Here is a 16211-nt window from a genome sequence, read left to right on the forward strand (position 1 = left end):
GCGCGGGGCGCCCGCCTTGTCGTATGGTCCTGGCCAAAATCATAGAGGAGGCACGTGTGCCAAGTGGCGCCAGGCTCAAGCTTGATATCGAAGCTGATCCGTCCATTGGCGTAAACCGGTCAGGTCGGGGTTCGACGGACCGTGATGGAAATAGCCCGGCGAAAATCTTGATTGGCATACGTCGTGCTTAGACGAGAATTTCTCTGATCCCAATCGGTGATGATGCGACCCCGGCGGACGATGTCGTCGGCTTTGACCTCGAACAGATCGGCAAAGTCGCTGCGAATTCCAACTTCGAGATTGAACTGGATGGTGTCGCAACCGTGGTTGACCAGGTCCAGGTCCTCATGCATCCCTCCCTGATCCAAAGAGCGACCGATCAGCAGCCCTAAGTCGCCAGCCTTCACCCGGCCCGCCTCGGTGGCGAAAGCGCGGTTTACGAGATAGATCTTGGCAGCGAAATGAGCGATGTTGCCCGAGTTTAGAAGGTCCCAGGCCTCTCCGTTGGCGTATATCTGCCAACTGGAAACAAGGCGGGTGTCCGAGGCGTAAAGGCCTTGACGCGTCGGCCAGGAGATCTGGCCATCTTGCTGCGTCACCAAAAAGCTGAGGCCCTGATTGATCGCCAAGCGCGGCGGGCCGATCGCAATTTCCAGGGCCATGGAGATATAGGCTCAGATATCCACGAGATACTCACCTATCTGGCGCTCAAGCACGAGTGGGCAAGCAGGGATCCTTGTCACATCCTTACGCGATGGTGCTCGATCGAGGCCGCTGGCCTAACGAGGCAAACCCGCCGCTCGGGCGGTAGGTCACCAGCCGCTGTCCTCACCTCGTAGTGGAAGAGGGAGCAATTGCGCCCGGAACAATGTCGGTGTTCTGGGCCACCTTAATCAGCCAACCTGAAGGTTCCTCCTTCACAATCAGAAGCAGGATGCCTTTCCGTGGCCCGGCGGGTGAACCGTCGGGAGCGGATGCACCCGTGAGTGTCCACGCATAGTGCACCGATGCAACGCCGGGAGATAGTTCGACAACTGACGATACGATGCCCTCTAACCGGCTATCACGGAAAATGGTTTCATGAGTTGCGCGGTGGGCCGCTTCGATCTCGCTCCGATTTTTCAACCACATGCCCACGACGTTAACGAAATTGGCGTCCTCGCAGAACAACGACGCGAGGTCATCCATATCGTGCCTATTCCAGGCATCAGCAAAAGCGCGCCCGGCATCTGCGGGTCTGTTGACCACCAGCCCCATGACATGATCTCCGTCACTTCCGCTAGAAACTAATCGGAGGGTAGCGGCATCATAGGCCGTTGTCACGGCGGCGGCACGTGGTAGGGCGTTCTAAGGTCTGCATGCGACGCAACAGATCGGGAGTATCGCAATTCGGCGTAGCGCTGCAGCGCGCGCTACGACTATCACTCACGCTCGACGACGCGCGATAATGGCCCCGAGAGTGATCTGGTTAGCCTCCAGCATGTTCACCATGTTGCGCGACTTAAGGCTTGCTGTCGGTCCCTGCAACAGGTGCAAACCAAGCGGCGGCGGGCCGCCGGCCGCTGATTGCGCCGCCAACCTGTCCCGATGATGTTTGAGCGCAATTTCACGCCGATCTTCCTCGTGGACAATCTCAAATCCCGCATTGTCCAGAAGACTGCGCATTTCTCCCGCGGTCACGAGAAAACTGGTCTCCTCCGTCTCGGCCCATGGCAAGGGAAATAGCAAACCCTCCTTCGGCCCTTGCATCACATCGTAGATCGCAAATGGGCTTCCCGGTCGCAGTACGCGCGCAATTTCAGCATACAGGCGCGGCCGGTCGGCGATATTCATCGCAACGTGGAACGTGACTGCGGCATCGAAGGTGGCTTCCGGCCAAGGTAGGTAGAGAGCGCTGCCGACGCGGAGGTCAACTTTGTCGGCAAGGCCGGTTCGCTCGGTCAGCATCGTTCCAACACGTACATATTCAGCGGTAAGGTCGATTCCAGTTGCGCGACATCCGCATTCAGCTGCCAGATACCGGGCGACGCCGCCGAGGCCACAGCCGACGTCGAGGACGTTTGCATTCCTTGGCAGGTTCATCAGTCCGATGATGTGTTGCGTCGCAATGCGTCCGCCCATGTGGAACTCGTCAACAGGAGCCAGATCGATCGGAGATAAGGTGTTTAGTTTGCCGGAAGCCTTGAGCGCATCGAGAATGAGCATTCCAAGACCGTCGACGGTGTAATGATCAGCAACGGCAGTTTCATCGACGCCAGTCACCATTTCATAGCTCCCAATGTTCATCGCCTGCTTTGGCTTCGATGATAGTCTCAGCATCGGCGTCATCGCACCAGGCTTTACGTGATGCTATTAGCGGGCGGCATTTGGCGCGGGAGTAGGCTCAGCTTGTCGACCGTCGCCACAATGGGCGTGGCGCCAGGGCAACGACTGGCGGAAGATCGAAGAAGCCGCGAAGTCCTACAAGACGAAAATTGAGAGGCGCCGCGACCGGCCCAACACAATGAGCTTCAAAGGAGCGTTATCTTCGAGTAGCGGACAACAATTTTATCCTGCCGGAAGCGGCGCTCCAATTCGCTCCTTCGGCGCCGCCAGTCGGAAACGTCCACCTTTGGAGTCATGACCTCTCAAAGATCCTCCGCAGGCGCTTGGAGATAGGCGGTCACGCCATCGAAGCGAGCCGCTAGTTCTTCCTTCAAACGGTCAAAATCCCTTCCCGGAAATGGTTGACCCTGGTCGTCTGAGCGGGACAAGAGCATTGGGACGAGGTACATATTTTGACCGCTGGGTTGCGGATCTCAGTGGATTACCTTCGAGCAGAGTCGTCTGCGACGAGCCTGACGAGACAAAAGGAATACGGGCGACGCTCGCCCGTATTCTCACGGTTCGCGATCCCAGCTCCAAATACTTGGCTGAGAATTTCGACGCCCGAGGCATCACTACTCCCTGCTATGAGCAAAAATGCGGACTACCGGCCAATGAGCAATCGCTTCGCGCAGCTTGCTGAAGAGCTTCGCTTCTCCACCGATGGCAGACCGGACCTGAACCGCCGCCCATCCCGCTTTCATCGTCCCGCCGACGTGGCAGTGGCAAACAATAGCGTGCAACTGCCAGTCCTTTAGCTCGAAGAACCGCTTGGCTTCGCCATACGTGTCGTTTTTCAGTCCTTGCGCGCACAACATCGGGTCGGCGAAGGCGATGCTGAGCGCGGAGCCCAGCGACTGGGCTTTGTCGCGCACGTCCAAAGTCATGTATTCCGTGCCGGGGAATGCGGCGAGGCACCGCTCGGGATTTCGCTCGAGCAGCATTGCCCAGTGTTCCAAACGCTGGCGCCGCGTCATGGCCGGAAAGGCTGCTTCGACTTCTGCTACCTCATGCAGTTCTTCAAGTGTCTGATGTTTCATGGCCGTCACCTCTCGAGGCGCCCCGCCAGCAATGCGCATGCTGGGGAGTAGCCTCCGTCGTCCCTTCGCAGCCGGAACCTGCCGTCGGTCGGGAAGTTCCATGGGGGAAGAAATTTGATAAGAGTCTGCTTCGATTGCCGGCTGTCTCAGGTGGCTCAGACGACTCGTGCGACGAGCAACCGCGATGTGTGGATCAGCCGTTGGAGCAACGGATAATCCTTCAGATCCTTGTAGGCGTGAGATCTAGATCCCCGGGCACACGGCGAAGCTGTTCCTCATCTATCGCTTTTTCATGGCGCTTGATCACGCTTTGATAATTCCTCCAAGTGAGGCCAGTCCTTCGGACGGCGTCCCGTTCCGTGAGGCGATTTGGTGGGCATGCGGATAAGTGCAGCCGGAGCTCGTCCAAGAGAGCTTTCTCAACAATTTCGTGGCACACCAGAAACGGTTCCAGCCGCACGTCCTTTGCCCTTCCATCGGATGGTGCGGCAGGCGACGATCGGTGTAGACGGTCGATGCATCCTTGCTGCAACCGATTCACAGGAAGATCGACGTCCGCGCCAAACGACCAAGTGCGAGGCAAGAGGACCAGCGGCACGCATCCCAGGGAAGCTCAAGCGCCACAGCCGCTAAGGTGTTCTAAATCGCGAGGAACCTTGTAAGCCCCAACGGCTCGACCAGCCGTCCGGGGCCCAAGGCATGTACGCTGTACCAGCATGTCCAATATGAGCCTGCGCTAATATCGTGAACGAATGGTGAATAGCGTTCTTGCGACAGGGACTTCGTTCATCTGCCAAAGAGGGTAAAGGGAACAGGACATACCTAGCGGATCATCACGAGCCGTGCATCGGTTCTCCAGTCCCGTCAGCGTCGTAAGCTAGAAGAGTGTTAGGAGCTCGAACTCGACTGACCGCTTTCGGCCTGGTTGATGCCATTGCTGATGATCATCGTAACAGCGCAATGGGCAGGCCGAGCGAAGTCAAAACACAGAATGCCCTCTCAACGTTCACCCTTTGCGCCTCGAAGTCGCATATCTCGCGGAGCGGGCCGGGGTCAATCAGCAGCGCGAATTCTTCCTGCTGTGGGTGCTGGGGCTCGACCTGCCCGGAGCACTGTCGATCCATCCTGGGGTCGGTGACGGCCTTCCTCCTGGTGATGACGCGGACCTTCCGAAGAACGCCAAACCCAATGCGCTGCGCTTCTCGCTCGCCGGCGTCCAGCTCAAGTTCTCCGCGTTTCAGAACGCAGGGAAGGGCGGCGGCCTGACCATTCCCGCCGAGGGCGTCGGCGGATCGTGGATCGTCAAGCTGCCCTCCCAGCAGTTCGCCGGCGTTCCGGAAAACGAGTTTTCGATGATGACGATCGCCGGGATGATCGGCATGGAGGTGCCCATCATCAACCTGGTCGATCTCGATGCAATCGCCGGTATTCCCGAAGGAGTGGGTGAATTGAAAGGGCAGGCGCTTGCTGTCAGCCGCTTCGACCGAACCGGTGACGGTCCCGTCAGCACACGCACCGTTGCGCCGCGCCGAAGGAGTTGGTCGACGACATGGCGGCCGACGCGGCCGGTGGCACCTGTAACGAGGATGGTCATTGGGGGTTCACTTTCTGTTTTGAGTTAAAAGGCACACTCAAAATGAGTGATCCATATTCATCCCGGTAGATGGTATGTTTGGACAGGTCGTCTCATCAGTGGAACAGAAAGAACAAAATCGTGGATCTTCTCGCTCTTGCCGACTTCAACCTGGTGGCCCGCCACGACGGGTTCGGAAAGGCCTCGCGTGCAGCCGGCCGGCCAAAGGCCACCCTTTCCAGACGCGTGGCTTAAGCTTTCAAAGGGTGATTGCGCTCGGCAGAGGGAACGCTGGCCGAGGTGCCAAGAAAGGTAAGTCTGAAAATCATGGGAATAGTCTATCCCGCGAGCGGCGAGGCCTCAAAGCGGGCAAACAACGCTTTCCCCGCGGCCAGTCTCCGTGGCCTTCTTTGACTATTTTGAGGCCACGCCCTGCTCAGACTTTTTCCCTCAGGTTTGATCATCACTGAGGCCTGCCGAAGGCAAATGCGGCTTCATTTCCGAGCGGAACCGTGGATGCTAAGCGCCCCCCTGGTCGGACTCTGGATCGAGCTTGTACTCGCCTGAGAGCAGTCGCTTTTACCTGCTTGGGCCTTCTACCGGTGTCGTCTCGAACGCAAGGGCGTTAAGCGCTACGGTACAGCCCCCAATTGCTTCAAGGCCTGCTTAGCCTTGGCGTATTCGGCAGAGGTGACGGGGCAGCTTTCAGTGGCGGCCCGATACTGACTCGTGGCCTCGGCTGTTCGATTCGACACCTGGTCAAAGACGCCGACGTAAAAGTCAGCCTCGCACTTCTGGACCGGGCTAGACGCTGTTGCTAAGACCTCGGCGGGCTGGAGCTTGCCCTCCAGTAGTTTCAGGACCGGAGCTGGCCATTTTTTCATGTCCAGGTTCCTTTCGGCGACTTCGGAATCTACCTTCAGGTTTCTTGCCCGCTGCGCCAGCGCCAACCAAACCGAGCCGTAAGCAGACGTCGGGGAGTGGTTGACGACCTCTCTGAAATCCTCCTCAGCCTTTTCGATAAGGCCGTCGAAAAGGAAGGAGATACCCCGGCGCAAGTGAGCGCTTGAATATTTCGGGTCGAGGTCGAGTGCCTTGTCATAGTCGGCGATGGCGCGGCCCTGGTCGCCCTTTATGGTCCAAGCCAGACCGCGGTAGTTATAGGCTTGCTCGGCTTTTGGATCGAGCGCGATGAGCCGGTCGAAGTCATTGATGGCACGATCGTTGTCGCCTTTCCTCAGCCAGGCGAGACCACGATCCAAATAGGCTTCGGGATTTTTCGGGGACAGCTGGATCGCCTGGTTGTAGTCATCGATGGCACGATCGTCTTCGCCCTTATCCTGCCAGGCGAGACCACGATCGAAATACGCTTCGGAATCTTTCGGAGACAGCAGGATCACCTGGTCGTAGTCGGCGATGGCTTTGTCGTACTTGCGCTTGCCGCGCCAAACGTCGCCTCGATTGCGATAGACGCTGGCAACTTTCGGATTGAGCTCAATCGCCTTGTCGTAGTCGGCGATGGCGCGGTCGTAGTCGCCTTTGCTCTGCCATCTGGCTCCGCGATTGCCGTAGGCCTCGACAAAGTTTGGATTGATCCTAAGCGCCTGGTCGTAGTCGGCAATGGCTAGGTCAGTGTCGCCCTTTTTGCCTCGGGCAAAGCCCCTATTGAAATAGGCGTGGGCATCGTTAGGCTCGAGCTCGATCGCCTTGTCGTAGTCGGCGATAGCTCGGTCCCAATTGCCCTTGTCGGCCCAACTGTTGGCACGATTGTTGTAGGCCGCCTGTCTGTTCGCTTCAGTTTCGCTGTTATCGAGAATGATGCGAGTACATGCATCGATCCGCTGATCCAAGCTCGCGCTGGCGCTCCTGCAAAGATCATGAACCTCGCCGCCAGCGAAGCTGTGACTGACTCCGGCAACGGCCAGAAACACGCCCAAAGCCCACGCGCCCCGCATTTCCCCCTCCCATGTTTGATTAGAAAGTCGTCACAGGCTTTCGCAGGCCGAGAACGCCGACGGAACACGATGGCAAAACCGATGTTTGGTCATGCGGCGGGAACGTCAGTTAGTGAAGGCAGCAGCGTTGACGTTCGCTCGCCAACGAGACGAAGGCTGACTTCCAGGACAAAGCGGAAAGCCACCAACTGAAGAAGCCATTTGATGGAGGTCGTCAGTTCACCTACAGGCGCGCTAAAGCCCGTAAACTTGTGGGTTTGCATCCCCGGCTCAGCCAACGCGTATATGAACAAAATTGATGCAACCACGCTCAGCACGAAAAAGATCAACGCCATCCGCCAAACGAAATTTGCGAACTTTTCGATATCGGGGCAGCGCAAAGACCAGACGTTCGACATTCCATACCCCTCCAGGTGACTAGCCGCGATCTCAACCCGAACGGGCTGCTACTTGCATTCGTCCTCACACGGCTGAAAATTCTAATATTATTGACAAGCTGCCGCGCGAAATCACTTTTGTGTTTTTTCAATACCTCGAAGTGTGTTTTGAAAATCGCCGACTTGCATTTCTTTGCGGCGCATGAGCCTGACGTTCCGGTTTTCGGCCCCAACACGACTGACCCCTTCGCGGCCAACTTCGGCCATGTGGATTAGGCTGGCGTTGCCTGGATGCTGACGTTAAGCAGGAGCAAGTCACTCGCAGCACCGGGCACCGGTGGCGTTCGTCACGGATGAGACCGCAGGACCGTCGGAATCTCTATCACTTCCGGTATTGCCAAAGTCGGGTGCAGAATCGTAGCTTTTCGCAAAATGAGCCTTTGATTCCATGGAAACGCAACGCTTCACCTATTTCATAAGGACTTTGATATTCCCGCGAATATCGGGGAATTTCACATGCGAATATCCAGAAACCAGTCTACTGAGTCAACTCAATGCCGCAAAAGAAAAACACGGCGAATTGGTGAGTAGGGTAATCGTAGACAATTATAGCAGGAAGTTTTGGGTTGAAGCCGGCATATATAAAAATATAACTACGTTCAAAGGAGTGTATTCCGGTGATGAGAATGGCTGTGTTATAAAAGGATCGTTTGTAAACAGCGGCACTTGGATATCATACCCTTTTCTGATTTTTTCCTGTTTGTCACTTGCATATCTTGTTATTATAAAGGAAGACGCCTCTAAGATGGTCGTCTACCTTATATTTTCTGCAGTATTTCATCTTTCAATTTTGATGTCTTTCAATATACATTCAACAAATATAATAAAATTCATGAATGACCGCTTGCAGATTACGCCGGCTTCCTAACTCATGGGTGAAGGCCAATGTTCGAATCGAAGCTGTCTGCAGCGCGGAACCCATCGCGACCGCCAATAGGACTAATGCTAAACATAGCGATGGCGCAACGAGAGCACATCGCCCATCTGACGCGACTGCGGAAATCGCGTTAGCTTCTAGTGGCTGCCGCCCTTCTCAAGTGTCTGCTAAAACTTACTCGAAACATTCGGAACAGGACTGTCAGGAAGCTTAAGAGCCACGGCCGCCGAGGTTTTGCAAATCGGCGAGGAGGCTTGTAGGAGCCCCGGCGGCTCACCAGCCGTCCGGGGCTTTGGCATGTACGCTGTATCAGGCATGTCCAATATGAGCCTGCGCTAATATCGTGAACGAATAGTGAATTCGGACCTCACACCTTGCCGCTTGCGCGCTGCGGCCGGCAAGGGGAGCTACGCCGCGGCTCGAGTCCGACGATGCTGTATGATTCATCAGTTGCCAGCCGCGCCCTTGCCCGCCTTGCTCTTCGCGGCCTACGGTTGCTGCCCTCGAAGTCTAGGGCGGAAACGAAGGAGAAGGAGCGCCACAGCGCGCGCTGGAAAAGATGGAAAAGGCAGATCTGGAAGAGCTGAAAAAGAAGGTGCCCTGCGCCGTCGTCCTGGAGCGTAAGGGCTTCACCTTGGACGTGAAGGAGAGCACGCGCAAGGCGATGAAATATCGCCGGGAGGCAGCGATCATCATCGTCATTCATGACGGCAAGGGCTGGTTCGACCCGCGCTCCGACGGCAAGGGTGATGTCTTCCGCCTCGTCGAGCATGTCGAAGGCGTGCCATTCGTCGAGGCCATGAATGAAGTCGCCGGTCTCGTCGAATTCGTGCCGGCCGAGAAGGTCTGGGATCGGGGGTCCCGCGACCGGGAACCCGATCTTTCGGTCCCGGAACGCTGGCGGGCGAGGCGCAAGCCGTGGCGCGGCTCGGCGACCTGGCGCTATCTCAATGACGCCCGCCATCTTCACGAAACCGTTCTCCGCGCTACGATCGCTGCCGGTATGCTGCGGGAGGGCCCGCATGGCAGCATGTGGGCAGCGCATGTCGATTCAGCTGGCGTCATTACCGGATGGGAGGAGCGGGGCCCGGACTGGCGCGGCTTCGCCACCGGCGGCGCCAAGGTGCTGTTTAGGCTCGGCCGTCCCGAAGCGCCTCGCCTCTGCGTGACCGAGGCGGCGATAGACGCCATGAGCCTCGCCGCACTCGAAGGCCTTAGTTTGGACACGCTCTATCTCAGCACCGGAGGCGGCTGGTCGCCGGCGACGGACGCGGCGATCCGGGCGCTCGCTGTCAGGCCTGGAGGCCAGCTTGTCGCCGCCACTGACAACAACAAGCAGGGCGACGTCTACGCTGGCAGGCTTCTTACCCTTGCCGAGGAGGCCGGATGCCCCGGTGAGCGATTGCGTCCTGTTGCCGACGATTGGAACACCGATCTGAAAGCAATGGAGGAAGCGAGGGGAAAGGAGGAGAGAGGCCGACTGCCGCATGCCCGCCGGCCGCGTCAAGGGTGACGCTCCGCCCGGCTGCGCCGGCCCTTGACCCGCCCTGTCGGAGAGGCGGCTGCAGGGAGGGGTCCGGAAGGGCTGAAGATGATGGTGATCCGCGAGGGATGAACCGCGCTCCGGCCCGCAACTGGCCAAGGAGCCTCCCATGACCCTTCAGTCCTCCATCCGCAAGATCTACCAGGGCGTCGCCGATCGTCGGCAGATGTATCGCCTGTTCGATCGCCATGCCCAGCGGACCAATTGCTGGGAGAATGACGACAGCGCGCTGTTTGCTGGCGAGTGGTTCGAGATCGCTCGCGCCGAGCACGATTACATGCTCGATATCCTGCCGCCGCTCTGGATGCGCGGGGACATGTTCGCGCTGCGTGAGTTCCTCACCGAGAGCGTCACCAGCGTGTTCTACACGATGCGCATCGACGGCAGCGCGCGCTATTTCCATGCCTATTGCGACCTATCTCAGGCCTGCTCCCCGGTCGAGACACGCCACGTCATCGTCGAGCGCGAGTCCTGGCCGGTAAAGGCGATGACGCATGAGGAGCGCCTCGAGCACATCTGGAGCGCCACGCACGACGAGTATCGGGGCTATGCCGGCGAGCGCTTTGTGCCCGAGCACCGCGGCAAACGCACCCTTCTCGTCTATGGCCCGGGGCGGACCGAGCTCAAGCTGCTTGAGGATCTCAGCGACGACGAGATTGCAGCCAAGCTGCCGGTGCATCTCAGGCACCTTCCCGCGAAGACCGCGGCGTGAGGGGACCGGCGATGTTCACGTTTCCCATTGTCGCCGTCCGGAAAGTCATCGAGCGCGGCATTGCCGATGCCGCCGTCAATGGCGGCTTCCGAAATCCCTACTACGGCACGCGCCCCGGCGAGGGCGAGAAGCCGGGCCTGTGGCTGGTCGGCGACCAGGGCGTCTACATCATGTCCAACGGCAAGCTCGCGGAAGGCTCCCGCGCGCTCGTCGTCTATGCCGAGCAGTGCCATCCCAAGGGCGACTTCGACTGGTGGGACTACAAACGCCGCCACTTCGGCGCGGATGACGGCATCGAGTTCATCGAAGCCGAGCGGCTGATCCCGCTCGTCGACCGCAACTCCGGCGCCACCCACCTCAACGTTGAGCTCACCGAGACCGACATCGCGCTCTCGCTGATCACCCGCTGACCTTCCCAAACCCCCACCGCGACCACCGGCCGATCCTGCTCGGCCGGGCTCACGCGCGACCTCACCCAAGGAGAATTCCCATGCCCAGCGACGATCCCTTCACGCTCGATCTTTTCGGCAATACTGCATTGTCGTCTGGTCTCGGCCTCGGCGTCACCGCCTTCGGCAGCAATTTCGGCACCGACGAGCCGGAGAACGGGCAATCCATGGTCCCCGCGGCGCTGGTTCCGCCAGCGAAGCGCAGCCCGGACACCGCCGCCGCCCTGGGCCCGCCCCGCGCTGCAGATGCCCGCGGAGAGGACTTCGTTCTCGCCGGCGACCGAGGCCTCGCCAAAGGCTGGAAGCAGCGTGCCATCGATAACCTCGACGCCATTCGCCTCGCAGCCGAGATCGAGGACGTCGATCGGGCGGCGACGCCGGAGGAACAGGCGCGGCTCATCCGCTTCACTGGCTTCGGTGCCTCCGACCTCGCCAATGCCGTGTTTCGGCGCTCCGGCCAAAACGGTTTCCGATCCGGCTGGGATGAAATCGGTTCCGGCCTTGAAGAGACGGTGCCGCTCCACGAATACGCCTCGCTCGCCCGCTGCACGCAATATGCGCACTTCACGCCGGAGTTCATCGTAAGAGCGATGTGGTCAGGCCTGCAGCGCCTAGGCTGGCGTGGAGGCAAGGTGCTCGAACCCGGCATCGGCACCGGCCTGTTTCCGGCACTCATGCCCGCGACCCTGCGCGATGCGTCCCACGTCACCGGTGTCGAGCTCGATCCGGTGACGGCGCGCATCGCCCGCCTGCTGCAGCCGCGCGCACGTATCGTCAATGCGGACTTCGCCCGCGCTGACCTTCCGGCCTCATTCGACCTTGCCATAGGCAATCCGCCCTTCTCAGATCGCACTGTGCGCTCGGACCGCATGTATCGGTCGATGGGGTTGCGCCTGCACGACTATTTCATCGCGCGATCTATTGACCTTCTGAAGCCTGGCGGTCTCGCGGCGTTCGTGACCAGCGTGGGCACGATGGATAAGGCGGACAGCTCGGCGCGCGAGCATATCGCGAAGTCCGCCGACCTCGTCGCCGCCATCCGCCTGCCGGAGGGCAGCTTCCGGCAGGACGCCGGCCCCGACGTCGTGGTCGACATTCTCTTTTTCCGCAAGCGCAAGCCCGGCGAGGCCGAAGGCGATGTCAGCTGGCTCGAAATCGACGAGGTCCGCCCAGCCGATCGCGACGATAGCGCGATCCGCTTGAACCGCTGGTTCGCGAGGCACTCCGATTTCGTGCTCGGCAGCCACGCCACGAAGTCCGGTCCCTTCGGCGATACTTACACCTGTCTGCCGCGCCAAGGCGTCGACCTCGAGCAGGCTCTTTCCGAAGCGATCTCTCTTCTTCCGGAAGCGATCTATGACGGCGAGCCCGAGGTCATTGATCGCGACGCCGACGACAGCATCGACTGCGTCGACGACCTTCGTCCTGACGCGATCGCTATCCGTGCGGGCAGCTACTTCATTGCCATGAACACAGCACTGATGCAGATGGTCGACGGCGCGCCTGTGCCCATCACGGTGCGCAAGGGACGCAGTGCCCACGGAGTGCCGGACAAGCACGCCCGCATCATCCGCAAGCTGATCCCGATCCGCGACGCCTTGCGCGAGGTGCTGAAAGCGCAAGAGCTCGATCGGCCGTGGAAGCCGGCACAGGTCAAGCTGCGGATCGCCTGGTCGAACTTCGTGCGCGCCTTCGGTCCTATCAACACCACGGTGGTGTCGACCAGCGAGGACCCGGAGACCGGGGAGATGCGCGAGACGCATCGGCGGCCGAACCTGCAGCCCTTCCTCGACGATCCCGATTGCTGGCTGGTCGCCTCGATCGAAGACTACGATCTCGAGACCAATACGGCGCGGCCCGGGCCGATCTTCACCGAACGCGTGATTGCTCCACCATCGGCGCCGATCATCACTTGCGCCGCCGATGCATTGGCCGTGGTGCTCAACGAGCGCGGCCATGTCGACATCGAACACATCGCCGAGCTGCTTCATGACGATGTCGATCCCGTCATCACCGAACTAGGCGACGCCATCTTCCGCGATCCCGAGAGCGGCGGATGGCAGACGGCCGACGCCTATCTTTCCGGTCAGGTCCGCGACAAGCTCAAGATGGCGCAAGCCGTAGCCGCTCTAGATCCGCTCTTCGAGCGCAATGTCCGGGCGCTTGTCGTCGTCCAGCCGGCCGATCTCGGCCCCTCTGACATCACCGCCCGTCTCGGCGCGCCGTGGATTCCGGCAGCCGACGTCGTCGCCTTCGTCAAAGAAACCATGGGGGCCGAGATCCGCATCCATCACATGCCCGAACTGGCATCGTGGACGGTTGAGGCCCGGCAGCTCGGCTATATGGCGGCCGGCACGTCGGAATGGGGCACTGGGCGCCGTCATGCCGGCGAGCTCATCGCCGATGCACTGAACAGCCGCGTGCCGCAGATCTTCGATACCATCAAAGAGGGGGACAACGAACGGCGGGTGCTCAACGTCGTCGACACGGAGGCGGCCAAGGAGAAGCTCGCCAAGATCAAGACGGCGTTCCAGACCTGGATCTGGTCCGATCCCGATCGGACCGACCGGCTGGCGCGGGTCTATAACGACCGCTTCAACAATATCGCGCCCCGGCACTTCAACGGGGACCACCTGCAACTCCCGGGCGCCTCTGGCGCCTTTTCTCTCTATCGGCACCAGAAGCGCGGCATCTGGCGCATCGTCTCGGCGGGCTCGACCTACCTCGCCCATGCGGTCGGCGCAGGCAAGACGATGACTGTTGCCGCCGCCGTCATGGAGCAGAAACGGCTCGGCCTGATTGCCAAGGCAATGTTGGTCGTGCCCGGCCATTGCCTTGCGCAGGCGGCCCGCGAGTTCTTGGCGCTTTATCCGACGGCGCGAATCCTGGTCGCTGACGAGACCAACTTCACCAAAGACAAGCGGCACCGATTCCTGTCGCGGGCCGCGACCGCGACTTGGGACGCCATCATCATCACTCATTCTGCTTTCCGCTTCATCGGCGTGCCGTCCGCCTTCGAGCACCAGATAATTCACGACGAGCTGGAGCTCTATGAATCGTTGCTCACCAAGGTCGAGAGCGGTGACCGTGTATCGCGCAAGCGCCTCGAGCGGCTGAAGGAAGGCCTCCAGGAACGGCTGGTGTCGTTGGCGACCCGCAAGGATGACCTGCTGACGATCTCGGAGATCGGCGTCGATCAGATCATCGTCGACGAGGCGCAGGAGTTCCGCAAGCTCCCCTTCGCCACGAACATGTCGACGCTCAAGGGCATCGATCCGAACGGCTCGCAGCGCGCCTGGGACCTCTATGTAAAATCGCGTTTCACCGAGACCAAGAATCCGGGCCGTGCGCTCGTACTCGCTTCCGGCGCCCCGATCACAAACACGCTCGGCGAAATGTTCTCGGTGCAGCGATATCTCGGCTATGCCGCGCTCGCCGACCGGGGCCTGCACGAGTTCGACGCCTGGGCCTCGACCTTCGGCGATGTCACCACCGAGCTCGAACTGCAGCCCAACGGCAAGTACAAGCCGGTCACGCGCTTCGCGACCTTCGTCAACGTCCCCGAGCTCATCGCCATGTTCCGCTCCTTCGCGGACGTGGTTATGTCCGAGGATTTGCGCGACTACGTCAGGGTGCCGGCGCTATCGACCGGCGCGCGGCAGATCAGGACCTCGAAGCCTTCCGCTGCCTTCAAGCGCTACCAGGTCCTGCTCGATGCCCGGATCAAGGCGATCGAGCGACGCGATCGGCCGCCCGAACCCGGCGACGACATCCTGCTCTCTGTCATCACCGACGGCCGCCACGCGGCGATCGACCTGCGCCTCGTCGATCTCGACAGTGACAACGAGCCGGACAACAAGCTCAACGAGCTCATCGGCAACGCTTTCCGTATCTGGCAGGAGACTGCCGGCAACGCCTATGTCCGTCCTGATGGCAAGCGCTTCGAGCTGACGGGTGCTGCCCAAATGATCTTCTCCGATCTTGGCACGGTCAGGGTCGAGAAGACGCGCGGCTTCTCCGCCTATCGCTGGATCCGCGACGAGCTGGTGCGTCTCGGCGTGCCTGCGTCGGAAATCGCCTTCATGCAGGATTTCAAGAAGTCGGAGGCCAAGCAGCGCCTGTTCGGCGATGTACGTGCCGGCAAGGTCCGCTTCCTCATCGGCTCGTCCGACACGATGGGCACCGGCGTCAACGCGCAGCTGCGGCTCAAGGCCTTGCACCATCTCGACGTGCCCTGGCTCCCTTCACAGATCGAGCAGCGGGAAGGTCGCATCCTGCGGCAGGGCAACCAGCATGATATCGTAGACATCTTCGCCTATGCCACGGAAGGCTCGATGGACGCCCAGATGTGGCAGAACAATGAGCGCAAGGCCCGCTTCATCGCCGCCGCACTTTCGGGCGACACGTCCATCCGCCGGCTCGAGGACCTCGGTCACGGGCAGGCCAACAGTTTGCCATGGCCAAGGCCATTGCCTCGGGCGACCCGCGCCTGATGCAGAAGGCGGGCCTCGAGGCCGAAATCGCCAGGCTCGAACGCCTTCGCGCCGCACATCAGGACGATCAGTTCGCGATCCGCCGTCAGATCCGCGACGCCGAACGCGACATCGAGCACTCGACCCGACGCATCGAAGAGATCGGTAAGGACCTCGACCGCCTTGTTCCGACTGCGGGCGAGGCGTTCCGCATGACCGTGCGATTCGACACTTTCGCTGAGCGCAAGCTCGCCGGGCGCGCGCTCATGAAGGAGATCCTGACCCTCGTTCAGCTCCAGCACGCCGGCAACACCGTCATCGCGACGATCGGCGGCTTCGAGCTGGAATATTCCGGCGAACGCTTCGGCCAGGACGGCTATCGCTATTCCACCATGCTCGTGCGCACCGGAGCCGAGACGGAAATCGAGCTACCGGTCACCACCACGTCGCTCGGTGCGATCGCCCGGGTGGAGCACGCTCTCGGCGCCTTGGAGGATGAACAGGAACGCTGTCGGCATCGCGTCTCCGACGCTGAGCAACGGCTGGGTTCCTATCGCTCGCGCGAGGGGGGCACGTTCGCCTTCTCGGGTGAGCTGGTCGAGAAGCGCCGGCAGCTTGCCGAAATCGAGAAGTCCCTGGCGCGCGACGTCGTGGCGGGTGGCGAACGCGCCGCTGCCTAGCCGGCCTCGAAGCTCGCCGGTCAGCGTTACCTGTTGACCGGCGACCGCCGTTCGCTAAGCTGGCTGTGTCCGAGCAAAGGATGGCGCCGGACAAACCACCAAGCCATTC

General features: G+C 60.4%; 10 protein-coding genes and 4 pseudogenes. 6 read left to right on the forward strand and 8 right to left on the reverse strand.

Annotated features, from left to right (window positions below; translation table 11 throughout):
- Window positions 1-119 precede the first annotated feature (119 nt).
- The 4 genes from EN869_RS34940 to EN869_RS00950 form a co-directional block, all read right to left on the reverse strand.
- On the reverse strand, window positions 120-662 hold the full coding sequence (locus tag EN869_RS34940) for a glycogen debranching N-terminal domain-containing protein (protein ID WP_245489493.1): 543 nt from the start codon (window positions 660-662) through the stop codon (window positions 120-122).
- Window positions 663-828: 166 nt separating this feature from the next.
- The gene (locus EN869_RS00935; RefSeq protein WP_127228060.1) at window positions 829-1257 is read right to left on the reverse strand and encodes an SgcJ/EcaC family oxidoreductase; all 429 of its coding nucleotides are present in this window, start codon (window positions 1255-1257) and stop codon (window positions 829-831) included.
- A gap of 168 nt (window positions 1258-1425) precedes the next feature.
- On the reverse strand, window positions 1426-2265 hold the full coding sequence (locus tag EN869_RS00940) for a class I SAM-dependent methyltransferase (RefSeq protein WP_167506963.1): 840 nt from the start codon (window positions 2263-2265) through the stop codon (window positions 1426-1428).
- A gap of 674 nt (window positions 2266-2939) precedes the next feature.
- The gene (locus EN869_RS00950; protein ID WP_127228058.1) at window positions 2940-3404 is read right to left on the reverse strand and encodes a hypothetical protein; all 465 of its coding nucleotides are present in this window, start codon (window positions 3402-3404) and stop codon (window positions 2940-2942) included.
- A gap of 1031 nt (window positions 3405-4435) precedes the next feature.
- On the opposite strand from EN869_RS00950, the pseudogene EN869_RS34945 reads away from it, so the two are divergent.
- A pseudogene (locus EN869_RS34945) lies at window positions 4436-4909 on the forward strand (HipA domain-containing protein); the annotation flags it as partial.
- On the opposite strand, the pseudogene EN869_RS00955 reads toward EN869_RS34945, so the two are convergent.
- Window positions 4909-4998 (reverse strand): annotated as a pseudogene (locus EN869_RS00955) (NAD-dependent epimerase/dehydratase family protein); the annotation flags it as partial. The pseudogenes EN869_RS34945 and EN869_RS00955 sit on opposite strands and share 1 nt — an antisense overlap.
- Window positions 4999-5118: 120 nt before the next feature.
- Between EN869_RS00955 and EN869_RS00960 the strand changes: the two are divergent.
- Window positions 5119-5229: pseudogene (locus EN869_RS00960) on the forward strand (LysR family transcriptional regulator); the annotation flags it as partial.
- Window positions 5230-5609: 380 nt separating this feature from the next.
- Here EN869_RS00960 and EN869_RS00965 read toward each other — a convergent pair.
- From EN869_RS00965 to EN869_RS35445, 3 genes are all read right to left on the reverse strand, one after another.
- Entirely contained in the window at window positions 5610-6932 is a 1323-nt protein-coding gene (locus tag EN869_RS00965; RefSeq protein WP_127228057.1) for a tetratricopeptide repeat protein, read from the reverse strand.
- Window positions 6933-7021: 89 nt separating this feature from the next.
- Window positions 7022-7330 carry a hypothetical protein gene (locus tag EN869_RS00970; protein ID WP_127228056.1) on the reverse strand — a complete coding sequence of 103 codons (309 nt, stop codon included), beginning with the start codon at window positions 7328-7330 and terminating at the stop codon, window positions 7022-7024.
- A 111-nt stretch (window positions 7331-7441) separates the two neighbouring features.
- Window positions 7442-7576, reverse strand: a complete 135-nt coding sequence (locus EN869_RS35445; RefSeq protein WP_281015806.1) for a hypothetical protein — start codon at window positions 7574-7576, stop codon at window positions 7442-7444.
- 1229 nt (window positions 7577-8805) lie between these two features.
- Here EN869_RS35445 and EN869_RS00975 point away from each other — a divergent pair.
- The 4 genes and pseudogenes from EN869_RS00975 (at window position 8806) to EN869_RS00990 (ending at window position 16102) form a co-directional block, all read left to right on the forward strand.
- Complete coding sequence (locus tag EN869_RS00975) at window positions 8806-9759, forward strand: DUF3991 and toprim domain-containing protein (protein ID WP_127228055.1); 954 nt, start codon at window positions 8806-8808, stop codon at window positions 9757-9759.
- Window positions 9760-9898: 139 nt separating this feature from the next.
- On the forward strand, window positions 9899-10501 hold the full coding sequence (locus EN869_RS00980) for a DUF1419 domain-containing protein (protein WP_127228054.1): 603 nt from the start codon (window positions 9899-9901) through the stop codon (window positions 10499-10501).
- Between the two features lie 11 nt (window positions 10502-10512).
- Window positions 10513-10911 (forward strand): DUF3085 domain-containing protein, encoded by a 399-nt coding sequence (locus EN869_RS00985; protein WP_127228053.1) that lies wholly within the window; start codon window positions 10513-10515, stop codon window positions 10909-10911.
- A gap of 80 nt (window positions 10912-10991) precedes the next feature.
- A pseudogene (locus EN869_RS00990) lies at window positions 10992-16102 on the forward strand (N-6 DNA methylase).
- Window positions 16103-16211 lie beyond the last annotated feature (109 nt).

The organism is Mesorhizobium sp. M2D.F.Ca.ET.226.01.1.1, from assembly GCF_004022705.2.
Classification (GTDB): Bacteria; Pseudomonadota; Alphaproteobacteria; order Rhizobiales; family Rhizobiaceae; genus Mesorhizobium.